Annotated in this window: 15 protein-coding genes; 1 reads left to right on the forward strand and 14 read right to left on the reverse strand. The window is 41.7% G+C overall.

All coding sequences use genetic code 11. From position 1 onward, the window contains the following. Nucleotides 1-2 precede the first annotated feature (2 nt). From AUJ82_08350 to AUJ82_08405, 12 genes are all read right to left on the reverse strand, one after another. Nucleotides 3-665: a hypothetical protein gene (locus AUJ82_08350; protein ID OIO58735.1), complete on the reverse strand. Its 663-nt coding sequence runs from the start codon at nt 663-665 to the stop codon at nt 3-5. Between the two features lie 150 nt (nt 666-815). Next, on the reverse strand, nt 816-1,370 hold the full coding sequence (locus AUJ82_08355) for a hypothetical protein (GenBank protein ID OIO58711.1): 555 nt from the start codon (nt 1,368-1,370) through the stop codon (nt 816-818). Then, nucleotides 1,367-2,230: a hypothetical protein gene (locus tag AUJ82_08360; GenBank protein ID OIO58712.1), complete on the reverse strand. Its 864-nt coding sequence runs from the start codon at nt 2,228-2,230 to the stop codon at nt 1,367-1,369. Before AUJ82_08360 ends, AUJ82_08355 begins: the two co-directional genes overlap by 4 nt. Nucleotides 2,231-2,242: 12 nt before the next feature. Then, nucleotides 2,243-3,247 carry a hypothetical protein gene (locus tag AUJ82_08365; protein ID OIO58713.1) on the reverse strand — a complete coding sequence of 335 codons (1,005 nt, stop codon included), beginning with the start codon at nt 3,245-3,247 and terminating at the stop codon, nt 2,243-2,245. Then, on the reverse strand, nt 3,247-3,606 hold the full coding sequence (locus AUJ82_08370; GenBank protein OIO58714.1) for a ribosome-binding factor A: 360 nt from the start codon (nt 3,604-3,606) through the stop codon (nt 3,247-3,249). Before AUJ82_08370 ends, AUJ82_08365 begins: the two co-directional genes overlap by 1 nt. 8 nt (nt 3,607-3,614) lie before the next feature. Further along, entirely contained in the window at nt 3,615-5,993 is a 2,379-nt protein-coding gene (locus AUJ82_08375; protein ID OIO58715.1) for a translation initiation factor IF-2, read from the reverse strand. A gap of 49 nt (nt 5,994-6,042) precedes the next feature. After that, nucleotides 6,043-7,296: a transcription termination factor NusA gene (locus AUJ82_08380; protein OIO58736.1), complete on the reverse strand. Its 1,254-nt coding sequence runs from the start codon at nt 7,294-7,296 to the stop codon at nt 6,043-6,045. A 133-nt stretch (nt 7,297-7,429) separates the two neighbouring features. Then, nucleotides 7,430-8,662, reverse strand: a complete 1,233-nt coding sequence (locus AUJ82_08385; GenBank protein ID OIO58716.1) for a hypothetical protein — start codon at nt 8,660-8,662, stop codon at nt 7,430-7,432. Next, nucleotides 8,623-9,135, reverse strand: coding sequence for a hypothetical protein (locus AUJ82_08390; GenBank protein OIO58717.1), 513 nt, complete (start codon nt 9,133-9,135; stop codon nt 8,623-8,625). The genes AUJ82_08385 and AUJ82_08390 overlap by 40 nt, the downstream gene beginning before the upstream one ends. Nucleotides 9,136-9,148: 13 nt before the next feature. After that, nucleotides 9,149-9,925, reverse strand: a complete 777-nt coding sequence (locus AUJ82_08395) for a hypothetical protein (protein OIO58718.1) — start codon at nt 9,923-9,925, stop codon at nt 9,149-9,151. Between the two features lie 68 nt (nt 9,926-9,993). Then, nucleotides 9,994-12,390, reverse strand: a complete 2,397-nt coding sequence (locus AUJ82_08400) for a hypothetical protein (protein ID OIO58719.1) — start codon at nt 12,388-12,390, stop codon at nt 9,994-9,996. Between the two features lie 33 nt (nt 12,391-12,423). Then, entirely contained in the window at nt 12,424-13,122 is a 699-nt protein-coding gene (locus AUJ82_08405; GenBank protein OIO58720.1) for a hypothetical protein, read from the reverse strand. Nucleotides 13,123-13,221: 99 nt separating this feature from the next. Here AUJ82_08405 and AUJ82_08410 point away from each other — a divergent pair, with 99 nt between their 5' ends. Further along, on the forward strand, nt 13,222-13,425 hold the full coding sequence (locus AUJ82_08410) for a 30S ribosomal protein S21 (protein ID OIO58721.1): 204 nt from the start codon (nt 13,222-13,224) through the stop codon (nt 13,423-13,425). 120 nt (nt 13,426-13,545) lie between these two features. On the opposite strand, the gene AUJ82_08415 is transcribed toward AUJ82_08410, so the two are convergent. Both AUJ82_08415 and AUJ82_08420 read right to left on the reverse strand, forming a co-directional pair. Next, nucleotides 13,546-14,685, reverse strand: a complete 1,140-nt coding sequence (locus AUJ82_08415) for a hypothetical protein (GenBank protein ID OIO58722.1) — start codon at nt 14,683-14,685, stop codon at nt 13,546-13,548. Next, a complete protein-coding gene (locus tag AUJ82_08420; GenBank protein OIO58723.1) occupies nt 14,678-16,033 on the reverse strand; it encodes a hypothetical protein in 1,356 nt (451 codons plus the stop codon). Before AUJ82_08420 ends, AUJ82_08415 begins: the two co-directional genes overlap by 8 nt. Between the last annotated feature and the right edge of the window lie 10 nt (nt 16,034-16,043).

Genomic DNA, 16,043 nt, shown 5'->3' on the forward strand with positions numbered 1-16,043 from the left:
GATTAAGCTTTCCACTCCAGTTCAATACGATCCATTAGGGAACTGGCAAAGTTTTCCAATTCAAGGATAGACTGCTTGATACTTGAAAGTAAATAGTTGTAGCCAAAGACGGACGGAATGGCGACAAGGAGAGCAGCAACTGTTGTTAAAAGAGCTCCAGAGACACCGGGAGCCAGGTTTTGAAGAGAAGCAGATGTTTGGAATGCCATTTGGCCAAAAGCATCCATGACACCCCAGACCGTACCTAAGAGCCCGAGAAAAGGCGCACCCGAAACGATTGAGCCCAACATAACCATTTTGTTTTCGTAGGAAGCACTTTGCTTCGCAACCTCTCGTTGAAGGGCATTTTCGATATGGCCGATCGTGATGGCATCATTCTTCGTTTGGGCGAAACGAGCTTGAGCTTCCACGGCACGGGAACAGAGAGATGCGTAGGGGCCAGAGTATTTAGAAAGATCAATATAACCGAGGGCATTTTTAGCACCAAAAGCCTTTTCGATTCGGCCGTTAAGCTCTTTACTACGCTTGATTTCGAAATATTTACCAAGCATAAGGGTCCACGCAATAAAGCTAAAGAATATGAGCAAGAGGACAATTGCCTGGCCAGCGAGATTGGATTGGTGGAAGTATGCGAAGAGCCCCGTGGAACCCTCGGCAAGTGAAATAGAAAAATGTAGCATGGTTAAATAATTAGTTTACTCAGAATAGATTAATCGCATGAGGCATGGGGAAACAAGCGCATAGTGACAAGAAATTTATTTTTGAAGCATATAGTTTTTTTATTAAATAATTAATACATTTTCGAGTTTAAGGGATTAATTTTCCCCTATTATCAAACCTCTTAATGTTTTAATTTTCTCTTTAAAACCCTCGTAGAAAGATCGGTTCATGCATTCGTTGCCATGCTCCAAGTGATAATTAATAATATTGCAGTAATAATGGATTATTTCCGAGTAAAGATTTTTTGTGTTTTTTGCGATTTCGCAAATGGGGGTGTCCAGTAAAGTATCTGTCATGGATATAAACTCATCAACATAGTTGTATTTGCAGCGGTTGGGATCTTTGATGATTCGTGTGATGAGTTTCTGCGTTTTCTTTAATGCAAGGTACTGAGAGAGTTCCCTAACATAAGGTACGAGTTTTTCCTTTTCTGAGGACTTTTCGGTTTCTTGCGATACCATTCGATTCAAGAGAGACGAATCGTATCGCCATCTATCCAGAAACTGTTTTTTAGGAGGAAGCTTAGTGAGAACGGTTGCTCTTTTAATATTACGATTGTTGCTCGTCTTTTTGGGTTTTTCGATTTTTTCAACTCTTGAAGAATTTTTTATAAGAACTCGTTTTCTTCTAGCAGTAGATTTCGTATTCATGGAGATTTAAGGGCTTGAGGTGTCGTTTGGGGTAGAAAAGACAAAAGTGAGTGAGCAAATGACGAGAGGTTTTCTAAATGTGGGGCGTGGCCTGCACTGGCAATTATCGATATCTCGGCATTCGGGAAGCGGGGCCTAGCTTGGGTGAGGAGATTCGCGTACTTGATGTCCTGTTCACCGGTAACGAGGAGGGTAGGGATTGTGATTTCAGGCAATCGATGCCAGAGCGAAGGCAGAATGGCAGGGCTGAGGTTGAGGAGAGCATTTGCAAGAGAGATCTTATTTAACTGATAACGCCGCTCAAGGAGCTCCGAATAGCTATTGTTAGGAATGTATTTTTGCTGCGTTGCGATCAATGGGGTAGATTGCCAGAAATCTATAAAGGATTTCGTGCCCTGGGTGAGGGCAATTTGAGCAAGGGATTGATCCTGTTTTAAACGAGAGGTGCGTTCAGCTGCATTGAGTATTCCCGGTGAAGTGCTGATAAGGGTTAGGCTCAAGAGCTTTTTCAGATGAGCAAGCGCAAAATGAAGAACGATGCGGCCGCCCATAGAGTAGCCTAAGAGATGAGCCTCGGAAATATTGAAATGTGCGAAGACGGCTTCAATATTGGAAAGGCAGTTTTGCAGCGAGATCGATTCAGGGGATTCCCCGAGGTAGTTAATAGCAATCCAACGGAATGGTTGCTTAGTGGATTCAGCAAGAGGCGCAAAATCTTGGGCATCACCAGTAAAGCCATGGAGCGTGATTATTGTTTCGAGACACGCGCCACTAGATTCAGACGGATACCATTCATGGGCTACAACCGTTTGATTGGGCCTTACAGATATCGCATGCTCAAGGTGAACAAGGGAGGACATTGAAAGCTCGGGTTAGTCTTTTTGAGCTGGAGGTAGGGATGCTAAATGTTCTTTTATAACTTTAAGGAACATGGGGTAAAAATGCTCAAGGGTTTCCGGGTAACTGAAGCCAGCGGCGCAGGCGTGACCGCCTCCATTAAAATTTTTAGCCAAGAGGTCTACGCGATATTGAGAATCCTTCGAGCGTAAACTGCACTTGATATGGCTATTGCGTTCTTCAAGTAAAATGCCGATCTTTACGCCCTCTATGATGCGCGTATAGTCAACCAAACCTTCAGTATCTTCTTTAGTGCAACCGGTTTCTTCAAACGCTTCTTTGTCTAGCAAGCCGATGCAGACTTGGCCGGAGAGCTCCATATGGAAAGTGCTTAGGAAACGAAGGAGAAGTTGAATCTTTTGAAAAGATTCCTGTTCGTAGATCAGATGGGTGGTTTGGCCTGGATTTGCACCGAGATCGACCAGTTTTGCGGCGATGCGAAAGAGATCTGCGTTTGTAGACGGGAAAGCAAATTGGCCAGAATCCGTTACAATACCAACGTAGAGTGCTTGTGCGGTTGTGGGGTCTATCTGGAAATTAGCATCTAAAAAGAGGCCAGAGAGGATAGCTGTTGTGGAAGCGGCGGTTGGGACTACGATGTTGTGTTTAGCGTAATTTGTATCCGAAAGATGGTGGTCTACGCTGAGAAATGTTTCAGGAAAAAGTGTATGAATTTTTTCACCCACGCGGTTAGCATCCGCACAGTCTACATTTACCGTTAGCGCACCATCTACGGGTGCCAAGTCGGAAATGTTGACACATGGGGTATCCTGAACAAACGACTGTAACACACGAGGGACGGGATCATCCGTAACCGCGGTAGCATTGACGCCTTGATTGATTAAAAAACGCGTTAGCGCGATTTGGGAGCCGATGGAATCTCCATCCGGCCTGAGGTGGGCAATCACATAGACTGTCTTACCTTGTAATTCTTGTAGGGCTGCTTGAAAACGTGGGAGAAGTTCCGGATAATAGGCCATTAAGAGCTCGCGTCATGATTATCTTCATCTGATAATTTATCGATTTCGTTCATAAGAGTTACCTCTTTTTCGATAGAATCATCGTAAACAAATTCAAATTTTGGAGAATACTTTAGCGTGACATATCTATAGACCTCTTTGCGGAGAAGGCCGGACATTTTGATGAGGAATTGGGTACATTCCTTTTTATTTTTAGCGTCACCAAGTACTGAAAAGAAGACACGAGCTGCCCGCAAATCGGGCGAAGTCTCTACTTTAGTGATCGTAATATAAGTAGCTTCTTGGCGAAAGAGCGTGTGGAGCTGTTGGCTGATTTCGCGTTTGAGCAATTCGTTTACCCGTACAATTCTTTGTCCCATAACTTATTTTACAAAGATGTTTTAATTTTTTGGATCTCGAAGCACTCGATAGAATCGCCTTCTTGATAATCATTGAAGTTATCAACCTGGATACCGCATTCGTAGCCAGCGCGGACTTCATTAGTGTCATCCTTAAAGCGCTTGAGCGTAGAAACCTTACCTTGGTGAATAGCCTCTTTGTTAGTACCACGGAATATACGGCAGAATTGATCCTTAATAATCTTACCCTCTGTGACCATGCAACCAGCGACAACACCCTTAGCAACACTAAAGACTTGTCGAACCTGAGCGGCACCGAGCTTGTTTTCCTTAAGTTCGGGCTCAAGCATGTCTGCCATAGCATCCTTTACTTGGTTGATGAGCTCGTAAATGATATTGTGTTGGATTATCTGGACATCGTGGTGCTTTGCCTGGCTTTGGACACCCGTATCGAATTTAGTATTAAATGCGACAATTGTAGCTCCTGCAGTGTTTGCTGAAATAACATCGTTTTTAGTAACAAGGCCAACTTCAGCGTAAAGAATTTCGAGCTTAATTTTAGTGCTTTTAATGGCCTCTAAACAACCGGCAAGTGCTTCAACGGAACCCTGAACATCACCTTTGATAATAACTTTGTAAGTTTTTTGCTTTGTTTCGGCAATAGCAGCAAAGAGATCATCTATCGAACCGGCATGAGCTTCAATGTTAGCGAGTTGGTTGACTTCGCGCTTGAGATTGATGCTATTTTCTTCTGCAATACTCTTGGCTTCCTTTTCGTTTTTAGCGGAAATAAATGCAGAGCCTGCGGAAGGAGCACCCGACCAGCCGATGATACGAACAGGTGTTGCAGGTAAAGCGGAATCGATGCGCTTGCCATGATCATCCACTAATGCTTTTACTTTACAGTAATGAGGACCAGCGACGAGCGCATCGCCTACTTTTAAAGTCCCCTTAGTGATGATAGCGGTTGCGGTTGAACCGCGACCCACCTCGATTTGAGATTCAAGGACAATACCCTCTGCCGGGCATTTTGGATTTGCCTTGAGTTCTAAAACTTCTGATTGGAGTAAAATGAGCTCGAGAAGCTGATCAATATTCTCACCCTTGATCGCTGAAATAGGTGTACACAAAGTTTCTCCGCCCCATTCTTCCGGAGCAATGCCCTTTTGCTGCATTTGCTGATAGACGTTGTTAAGGTTGGCACCCTTGGCATCCATTTTATTGACTGCTACAACAACCGGGACATTTGCCTTTTGGGCGAACTTGAGAGCTTCTTCCGTTTGCGGTTTGAAACCGTCATCTGCCGCAATTACGAGAATAGCGATATCAGTGAGGTTGGCACCACGTTCACGCATTTTAGAAAATGCCGCGTGCCCAGGAGTGTCTATAAAAGTAATTTTATGGTCTTTGTGCTCGACTTGGTAAGCACCAATATGTTGCGTGATGCCACCGGCTTCGCCAGAGACAACATTTGCCTTACGGATGACGTCAAGAAGGGTGGTTTTGCCGTGGTCTACATGACCCAAAACACAAACGATCGGAGGACGCGGTTCCAAGAATTGAGATTCATCTACCTCGATCTTCTTTTTCTCAATCTTTTTAGGGGTGAGAGGCGGTGTTTCGCCACGGTGGTGGATTTCAAGGATAAAGCCGTGTGCTTCCGCGATTTTTGAGGCTACATCTTCTTCGATGACCTGGTTCATGGAAGCAAAAATGCCGATCTCCATGAGTTCGGAAATGAGACGAAACGGCTTAATATCGAGTAAAATAGCAAAGTCTCTTACCACAATAGGTGGTTTGCAGATGACTGTTTTATAATCATCAAACTCAGGTTTGCCCTTTTTAGGCTCTGTTGATTTAGGCAGATTAGGCAACTGAGGCTTGTTTGAAGCTAGCTCCTTTACCTCTGGCTCTGATTTTTCCGGTAAGCGAACATCCCCCGGCTTACTAAGCTCTCTGTCCTGTTGGGCTCTAGGAGGCATAGGTGGTAGCTTGGGCGCTTGCTGCTGTGATTTTGAAACAATATTAGAAGACGCTGGCGGAGCCATAGGTTTTTTGACACCTGGAAATTCAGGTGATTGAACGACAGGAGATTTTTTTTCTTTTTCCTTAGCTACATCCGCTGCTGACTTCACTCTGACACCAGAAGGAAGGTTCGGGGAAGCTGGTTTTTTTGGTTCCGGAGCAGGTTTCTCTTTTTGCTCAGGCTCGGTTTCTTGCTTAAGCTCCTGGGGAATTGACCCGTTCTTTTTTTTATTTACATACTCATCAATAAGCGCATCCGCATAGATGTTGGGGATAGTATTGGAAGGACTATCCACTTTGAGACCACGCTCCTGGAGAAGGGCGATAACGGCCTTATTTTCCATGTTTAATTCCTTGGATAGTTGGTAGATGCGTACGCTCATTTAAATGCGGTATGGTTTATTAGCTGTAATTATAAGTTTTTGGTAAAAATCAGACTTCCTGACCTTCTTTGTATGCCTTGAATTTGGCGATCAGTTCAACAGCCTCTTCTTCTGAGAAAGAGAGTTCCTTAAGGTCATTAATAGTGACCCCATCAAATGCTTCCGGAGAGGTGATACCCCCATTAACCAAGGCTGTCGCTTGATCCTCGGTGAGACCAGGGATTTGGTTAAGCCCTTGAACCGCACGATTGAGGTGTTGTTGGAAATTCATGACCTGCTTCTCTTCTTTAGCGATATCAAGCGGCCAGCCAAGAATCTTTGACGTTAGCTTAGCGTTTTGACCCTTACGGCCGATCGCTACGGAGAGGTCTTCTGGAGCAACCTCAAAGTAAATGCGGTGATTTTGCTCATCTATTCTGATATTCTTAGGAACAGCAGGTTTGATGGCCTCCTCGAGCATGCGCTTAGGATCGGCATAGAAACGAACGATGTCTATTTTTTCGCCACCAAGCTCACGTACAATTGCCTTAACACGAGCGCCACGAGCACCCACACAGGCGCCTACTGGATCTACTTTAGTATCAATACTTTGAACGCAAATCTTGCTACGATAACCAGGATCACGGGCGAGGGCTTCGATAGTAACCGTACCATCTGCGATTTCATTCACTTCGAGCTCAAAGAGACGACGAACAAATTTAGGATGGGAGCGGCTTAATATAAGTTCTGGGCCACGAGGCGTGGAATCTATCCTTAAGAGAAGGCAGCGGATACGCTCACCCGGGGCATAATCTTCGCCCGGGATTCTTTCCTTACCCATTAAAACGGCTTCTGTTTTACCGAGGTCTATAATAAGATCATTGCGCTCACGGCGGCGGACAATACCGGAAACGATATCACCGACTTGATCTTTATAATCCTCATAAATTTTTTCTTTTTCCAACTGGCGCACACGCTGCATGATAGCTTGCCGAGCGGTTTGGGCGGCGATACGGCCTAGTTCAGACGGATCTATTTCTTTTTCATAGACATCACCTAGCCTCAGACTAGGATTTGCTTGTTGTGCTTTATCTATGTGTATTTCTGTTAAAGAATCGCTGATGGAGTCAACCACATTAAGGAGAAGCCAGGCCTTTAGGGCACCTGTTTTTGGGTCAATTTCGACTTTGATTTCCTGGCCGGCATTAATTCCCTTTTGAGCTGCATTTTTAATGGCCGTGGTGATAGCGGAGATCATGTCGTCACGATTGATCCCTTTCTCTTTTTCCATGTACTCTAAGACCGATAAAATTTGATTGCTCATTGTTAATGCTATAAATTGAAATAAAAGGTTACCGCCCAAAAACATCGTTTGCAACGCTGATTTTGGCTTTCACGAAGATTATTGCAATGATTTGGTTATTTGTCAAGTGGTTACTATCGTTAGCTAAAGGGATTTAGTAGTTGGCCTCGAAGAAACACTGCATGACACCCTGATGGGTACCATTGCAAGAAGGAGAATCCTTAACGGAGGCAAGCTCTGTTTGATTGATGAAATTTTTCAAGGAGTCAGGAACATCACCCGTAAACCAGTGAAACCAGAGACCGAAAAGATCCTTTTTATGGTAAATGGAAGCTAATGGGAGAAGCGTGTCTATAATAAGCGTATCTAACTTAGAGGCAGTAAAAGTGTTGTGGAGGATGTCCTCTGCGATAGATTTTCGTAAATTCGCAAGGGATAGATTTTTTCTAAAAACAGCTGTATTATCTCCAAGAGATGCCAGTTGGGGAAGCGTATTTGAAAACTCTAGCCAACGGGCAGGCCATTCTGGATTTTTTTCAAGAAGTTGCGCATACTGCTCTAAACGCTTTTTAGGGTGATTGTTCGGACGGATCCCTTGAACCTTCCATTGGTTGAGTTGGGAATTATAGAGATCATGAGTGCTGGGTTTTTCTGAAAGCATGTGCCGGTAGGGGAATTGCAGGCTGATCAGACTCATCGTTGCCCGATTGCGCCGGTAGCCCAGTACCTCCATAAACATCTGGTGACAAGCTTCCTCCCAATGAGTGGCGTTTAAACGACGCTGCGCAAATGCTCGCTTTTGATTCCAGCGCAGCCGTGCTTTATCTGCTACAAAGCTATATCGAACATCTAGTGGTTTCAGTAACAACATTTCTAATAGAGACAGAGAATCCCTATTTTCCAGACTGAGCAACGCTTCCTCTGAAGCGTATTCCTCGAGATCCCGAGACAGGTAACCCAGTAGAGAAAGCTGTTCAGGGAAGTTGCCTGATTTAGTAATAGGCGAGCGCTGATGATCCTTGTTTGGAAAAAGAACCACATGGAGGACGACATTATTGTAGTTGGCATCTACGTGGTGGTTATGGTTCCACCAATCGCGCGAGTGGAAGTGGATTTCGACATCGCCGATAACTTTTTGGTTATCAATTTCCAGGATAGCATTTTTAAAATCAGGCCCTTCGAGACAATTCCATTGCCCGGGGGAGATGATTTTGAGGGACTTGTCGGAATGGGTATTGAGGTGGTGGGTAAGGAAATTTTGTTTGAGCCAAATTTTCTGAATAAGAGATTCTGCGATGGTGAGGGGACCATAGAGCCCTTGAATTTCTTCAACAGAGGCAGCGGGGGTTAGTTGATCTTGTCCCAGGGGTTGATAATATGTTTCCATGTTGTGAGGGCTTTCTTTTTTGTTTTGTTGAGGAGTTCGATTTGGGTATTCTGGCAACGAATAATCCAATCTAAAAGGGCTTGTGGGGTCAATACGTAACAGCCAGATTTTGAGATCAAGGTTTCCAGGGCCCTATCACCTGTAGCAACGGTTACATCTGCCGGTTTTTTGGAATTGGCAACGAGTTGTTCTATAATGCCATCAGCGGAAGTACGCGCGGGGGAAAACACCAATGAGAATGAAAGCTCCTTTGTCGGCCGAGTGATTTGGATTTCCTTACCCTGGCCATCAAATACAAGAGTTGTGCGAAGAGACTCAATATCGTGAATGACACGTATTCGTTGGGCAAGTTGATCACGTGCGCGATCTGGGCCGTCTTCTCGAAGGATTTTTGCCAAATCTGGCCAAGCGTAGATAATGTTATAACCATCTATAATAAGGTGCTTGGATGAACTGGAAGGAGTCGAGGCCAACTAATATAAGGGTTTATTTAACGATCCATTCCTGATTGCCGGAAATCCAGATATCGCACGAGAATGGTTTTTTGGCACTCACGTTTGTGATGGCATAGTGCCCGCCGGCAGCTTTTATGAGAGCTGCCCCTGCGGCAACATCCCAGAGATTGGTAGATTGTTCGTAGTAGACATCCGCACGGCCGTTAGCGACATAGGCCATTGCCATAGCTGCGCTACCGACCATACGGACTTTTTTAAATTTTTGAATATTGGCAAAAAATTCAGTGAGAGCCCCGGTTGATAAGTCACTATTTGAGGGGAAACCGGTGAGGAGGCTCGCCTCTGAAAATTTTTCCGCCCAGTGAGGTGTTACCTGTTTATTATTAAAGAAGTAACCCTCGTCCACAATGCCCGCATAGATGTCATCATTATTAAAATCATAGATGACCCCGAGTATAGGATCCTTGCCCCTCATGAGGCCAATACTAACGCAGCAAATGGGTAAATTGCGTAAATAGTTATAAGTACCATCGAGCGGATCGATTACCCAATAAGGCTCATTGCGATCCACCAGGGTTGGATCTCCTCCCTGTTCTTCGCCTACGATTGGGAAATTAGTTTTTTTAGATAAGACCTGACGAATGAGCGTTTCAGAATCCTCATCTGCCTGAAGCTTTACATCTCGATCACTTTGAAAATTGATTTGTTTTGCCTTTTCTATACCTAGCCGAAGAAATTCACCGGCCTGTTTGGCAACTTGTGTAGCAATGTTGAGAAGAGATTGAGTGTCTAGCTCGAGAGATTTCATAGTATTATATATGCAAGGGAATATGGCCGTTTAGGCAAGGTGAAAATGCGGTTTATAGAAGACGGATACTAGAGGTAGTCTTCTATGACGCTATTTTGAAGCAAGAGATCGTCCTCATATAATTTCATGGTTGATATATCATGAGTTGCTTTAAGCCTAAGCTCGAGGAAACGTAGGAGGTTTACGTTGTCATTCTTCTCTAAGTAATCTGACTCATCCTTTGTTAAATCGAGCATGACTGTTTTGAAAGTCGAGAAGTCCTTGACTTGGTATTTAATAACGAGATTTTTCTTATAGAGGAACGATTCGTAGTTGTTCTTAAAGTTGCTTAGTAAGTTATCAAGCTCTCTGGACTCCTTGTCACGTTTGGAGTCATCCCATAGATACTGACAGAGGTTAGGTATATCTGTATTGAGCAATATTACTGGAATGGTAAACGCGGCGAAGTTTGATTTTGTTAAAAAAATATTCAGGACTTTTGAAATATTGCCTTTGGGGATTACAACGTAAGAGAGGAAATCTTTGTATTTATCCTCCTCCTTAATGAGGCAGTTCTTTTGGTGTGCCTCTTTAGATGCTAAAAGGTATTCTTTTATTCCATCAATACCCACTTCAACCTTCTTTTTAGAACTAAATTTAAAATTTATTTGCTGGAAATCAGTTTTACCTAATTCAAAGAAGCGCTGGAAATTCTCAAAACTCTCATGAAAGGAGGACAGAACCTTATAGGCATCAATTGTTGAAATCGTTTTAAGGACTTGAGCAGCATTGTTTGCCAAGAAAAACAGCCATAGTATGGTATTCTTATTCTCCTCTAAAAATTTAAACTCAATGTCATTCAGGCTGTAAACCTCTGTGAAGAGATCTACTTGGATATGCCTTTCGTCGATTCTCTCATCAATTATTTTTAGCGCCCTCAACGCTTTAGGAACAGCTTTATCATCTAATTTACTTATGAAATTGAAAGCATCTTCAGTGGCCTTAAACAAGATAATATTGAGCACATTCCAATCGGTTAGATTATGCGTTATAAGGAAAGATTTACGGGTATGAAAATTCTCATAACCGATATCTTTGATTTTATGAAAAAGCCTCTGTAATAACTTAGGATTATTATGGATATTTGTGGTGAGGTTGGGTATATCCATATTCAAGAGAACGCATCCTGCACCGTATTCGCCCAAAACACCTTTAAGATGAGTGACTAGTGCTTGTAGAAGCCAATTTTCGTTTGGCAAATTGAGGTATTTTAGAAAATCGTCTTGGTTTTTGTTTATGCCAACCTGAAGTTTTTCTTTAGATTCGAAATAAGCTGTAATGGCAGCAGCACCCTTAAGGAGAGTTTTGTTTTTGGTGAATTCAAATTCAATTTTATTAATATCCTCCAAGAGAAGTTCAATAACGAATGTGAGATTTTCCTTTTTCTCTTTTAAGCCTATGACTGCTTCATAAATTTTGATAGAAGGCGCGTCCTGCTTGTTTTTAGATAACGCGTGCGAGCTCAATAAGAGAGGCAGATTTATTGATTTATGGTTTTCCAAGAAATATTTTTGCTCCTCTTCGGATAAAGAAATGTAAGCTTCTATAGTTTCTAAATCGCTTATGTTAAGCTTGTAAAGATCATTAAGATTATCGAAAAAGAAACCGGCATCTTTTTTATCGAGTTTATCTAGGTGCCCAATAATATCGCTATTGAGAAGTGATAAGATCTTTTTGAGGTCAGCAAAATCCGTAACATTCAGCTTGATTGCGACTCTTTTTCTGGTCTGAAAATCATTATAGTTGTTGGCAGCGTTTTCCAAAATTGCCTTAAGCTCCTTAGTGTTTTCATGTAAGAATTTACTTAAATGAGGGAAATCCTGGTTTAGTAGGAGGATTCCCGCGCAAAAGTTGCCCACCTTCTTGCATAAGAAAGCTTCAGTCTTGGCTAAGAAAGCATACGAATCTTTGTAATCAAGATAACTTGTAAGCGAATCAGAAAAATGTGAATTTTTGATAAAGCCCTCGAGAGGTAACTTTTCCAGATGTTTGGGGGGCTTAAATTTGATAACGTTGTTGTTCGTATTCTTATTCCACAGCTCATTAAATTTGTCTATGTCCACACGGTAACCCTCCAGTTTATTGAGTTTAAAAACCGGAGTAAACATAAGGAGAAAAGTATCCCTGCGGATATCAGTGAGGTAAATTATCTGGAATTCAGGCAATGTTTTTTGAACTTTTTCGAAGCGTTCAGGATTTTTGATATTACAAATTTCAGTAACATGGCAAGCCGACAAGAGTGATTGGATATCTTGTTTTACAGAGTCCTTTTTATCATCTAAAAATTCGATTATGTTTAAAATGGGGGCTCTGCGACCTTCAGTACGAACGCCATCCTTTTTTATTGGCCCTTTTTCCAAGAGGAATAAATAGGAAAAAGGAGTTGTCCTGTTTGATTTGGACGTTTCTGTACTTTTCAGATTCATGGAGTGCCTGGGGTTATGTTTTGAGTAAAAGATTTAGGATTGCTCGAAGTCGAGTGGGTAGTTGTGGCCTGCGATCTTATAGAGCCAGCGAAGTTTTAGGATTTGCTTTTCTTCGGGAGACAATGGCCACTCGGGAATTTTCCTTCTTATTTTATGCGTTAACTCATAGAGAAATAGAGCCGCACAAACCGAAAGATTAAGACTCTGTGTAAAACCTTGCATGGGTAGGTAAACATTAACATCGGCTAGCTTGTGGGCCTCTTGCGTAAGCCCTTTAAGCTCTGTCCCAATAAGAACTACCGTGGGTTTATCTACGTTTAATTGATCAATCGGAACAGCATCTTGATTTAGCGTACAGGCGGCGATTTGATAACCTTTGTCTTTGAGGGACTCGAGACACGATGTCGTATTATCGCTATAATGGATATCCACCCATTTATCAGCACCCCGAGATACAGTAGACCTGCTGGGCTTGAAATTATTTCTATTTTCGATGACATAGAGGTCCTGTACGCCAAAAGCCTCACAAGTACGGACAACGGCGGCTGCGTTGTGGGGCTGGTAAACATCTTCCAGGGCTAGCGTAAGATAACGTGTACGGTTTTCAATGACTTCATCCATACGCTGAACACGTACCGCGGTGACGAATTGAGAGAGCGCTTCGATGAGATGAGCACGCTTCTCATTTGGGAAATTATCCCAATTGATATCACGTTTTTGAGGACGACCCATAAAGTTTAGAAAAGAGGGGAGTTTTTAGTTGACCTTTCTAATAGAAAAGTAGATTATTCATTAACTCAAACTTAAAAAACGAAAGTCGGGTGAATTAATATGTCAGAATTGGAAGTTGAAATACGTAAAGGAGAGCCGGTTGAAAAGGCGTTAAAACGTCTTAAGAAGAAACTTGACCGTGAGAACGTGATCCAAGATGTGCGCCAAAAGCGTTATCATGAAAAACCTTCGATGAAAAAACGTCTTCGTAATAAGCGTTTAGCATTCACGAATATGCTTCGTGAGCGTTATAAGGACATGTAAAAAATTTACTGTTAAATTTTTATAAAAAACCCTGTTACTGTAAGTAATAGGGTTTTTTATTGTGCTTCTGAGACTGCTCAGTTAAAAGTTACAGAAGCTAATTCACAAATTTTTAATTGATTAAAATATCCTATAGATTGATTTCGTTAAGGATTGGAATCTTCTCCACAACCAATATCGCCTTAACCAATGATTTATTTTCCCCAATGAACTCTCATCATCGTTTATTGAAAGCTTTTGCTGTAAACCGCTAAACTTCCTTAAATTTTTCCTATAGGTTTCTCTGCCGTCTGAAAAATTTTTGAAGTTTATCAAAAACTCATTCAGTGTTTTTGCTGAAACTTTGCTTATACGTGGACGAGGTGTTGTCTCAATATAAAATAGTAAATCTTCCTTAATTTTCAACCACTTATCATATCCTTTAATTGCCCTGGTTCTCGCGTTTTCACCTAAAAACTGCATACGCGTTGGCGTTAGTGTATCAAACTTAGGATCTGCATAATTAACCAAAATGCCATCCACATCATTCTGTATATATTCGTTAGCAGTCACAAAATCGTTCCCGATAACACACATACCACGAGCAAGGGCTTCCAGCATGCTCATGCCAATCCCTTCGCAACTACGTGGGCAAATAAATATGTTAGATTTACTCAAAGCCTCAGAATAAGCATTTGCGTTTTGCTCGTTAAAATATGAACAAGTTCCAAAAGCAGGTTCCCAATCACCTGCAGAAAGAACATCAGGAGCATTGTGAAAATGGATAGAATCACCAATCATCATGAATTTACTCGCAAATTTTGTATCCAATCCATGTTCCGGGCGACGCTGCCAAAAAAAGAATCGCCGTGAACTATAGTCTTCGACGGGAGTAAATCTACTAGGATCCAGATAATATTGAGCATACATGCTATCCATTCCAATGCGCTTCAGGCGATCATGCAAGGTTCTGCTAAAGTTAACAAACCTTGCCTGCTTCATGAATTTCCAGTAATAATCTGACATCGACCCAGAACCATCAAACATGGGTATACATATTACTCTATGACCGGTAGCTATAAAATAAGGTACTAGGTTATCTGTTTGAAAGCATACAATAATATCGTAACCCACAGAAGCTATATCCTTTGCTTGAGAAACTGCATCATTCCCCAAGTAATAAGTATCTACATCATGTCTTGTCGCTAACAAATCGTAAAAGAAGTTTGTAGACTTTGTTTTTACATGAAAACTTAGATCCAAAAAAGCTATTTTAGCCATTTAAAATTCCCTCCAATATTAATTTTTTTCCTTCTTCAAAATCGGCTTCATATAATGCACGCGCATTATAAACTTTTTTTTCCACTTCTTGCTTAGATAGCTTCGAAAGCTCTATGATACTTTTAGCAAAATCTTCATCGGTATCCGCTAGTAATCCATTTCCGTATCGTTGAACTAAATTTGAGATACCAGTGTTCTTACTACAAACAAATAACCTTCCAAATGCAATACCTTCCTGATAAACAGCAGAGCCGCGATACGCATATGTTCCAGTACAATAGGGCTGCAGAAGTATGTCTGATTTTTTATAAATATCATTTAATGCATTAATCCCTAATTGTGCAGGCAGTAGCTCTAGTGATTTTATTTCAGCTAAAATTCTGTTGTATGGTTTATTAAAACAAGGATCCGAGAGCTTCATCCCCTGAAGCAGCATCTTAAATTTCCGTGCTTTAGAATCTCTGTTTAGAAACTTAGCTATGTCATAAAAGCGAAAGTAACCTTTATCACGCCTGCCCTGGCCTGGTAACGCAATTTTAAAGTTATCGATGTCCCAATTCAGAGGTTCCAGTTGACCTTCTAAAGGATAGGCAAGATAGATTATATTGAGATGTGTAAGCTTTTGTAGATAAGAACAATATATAGGGGTTTCTGCGGAAATAGTTATCGAAGCACCCTCTTCAATCAGTTTTTTAATATTATTTAATATAGGTGTGCACCCTTGAATCCTGCCATAAGCGGCATTTTCCATGACTCCGATAAAACGAAAATGCATTTTAGGCCGTTCTGCTTTATCTAATTCATTACAAATTTCCAACAATGCTCGGGCTCCATAATAATCTGTACTAGGAAAGAAAAGAGTATCAGAGCTATCAATATTGTATTTTTTTAAAACTTTTTGCCAATTCCGCTTGGTTTGGCGCAGCATCAAATCCTTGTCAAAAGTTTTTACCCATTTAGAATAAAAATTTTTAGTGACTTTACGGATTAAAAAACTGATTTTGATACTACGCTTCTTATTGCGAAAAAAACCGTTAAAGTACTTGGCTTCAATGATTCCATTATAAGGGTAATTTAAAACCTTGTGAATATCATCCGTTTCTCCCGCAATTTCGGGCATACACGTTGGACCCAGCTTAATTGTTTCCGAAAAATGTCGCCCAAACGAAGACGCAAACACATTCATACAACTAATGTTGTGCCCGTACGGGAAAGCAGCGACATGATCGACTACAAATAAACGTTTCATAGGAGCAAGATTGGATACTTTTTTCAGAAAATAGTCAACACCAAACGAAAGTCTCACGCTATCAGCAATTAACAATCCCCCCTTTTCCCCTAAATCCATAAAAGCTTGT

This window comes from Verrucomicrobia bacterium CG1_02_43_26, assembly GCA_001872735.1.
In the GTDB taxonomy this organism is placed as follows: Bacteria; Verrucomicrobiota; Verrucomicrobiia; order Opitutales; family CG1-02-43-26; genus CG1-02-43-26.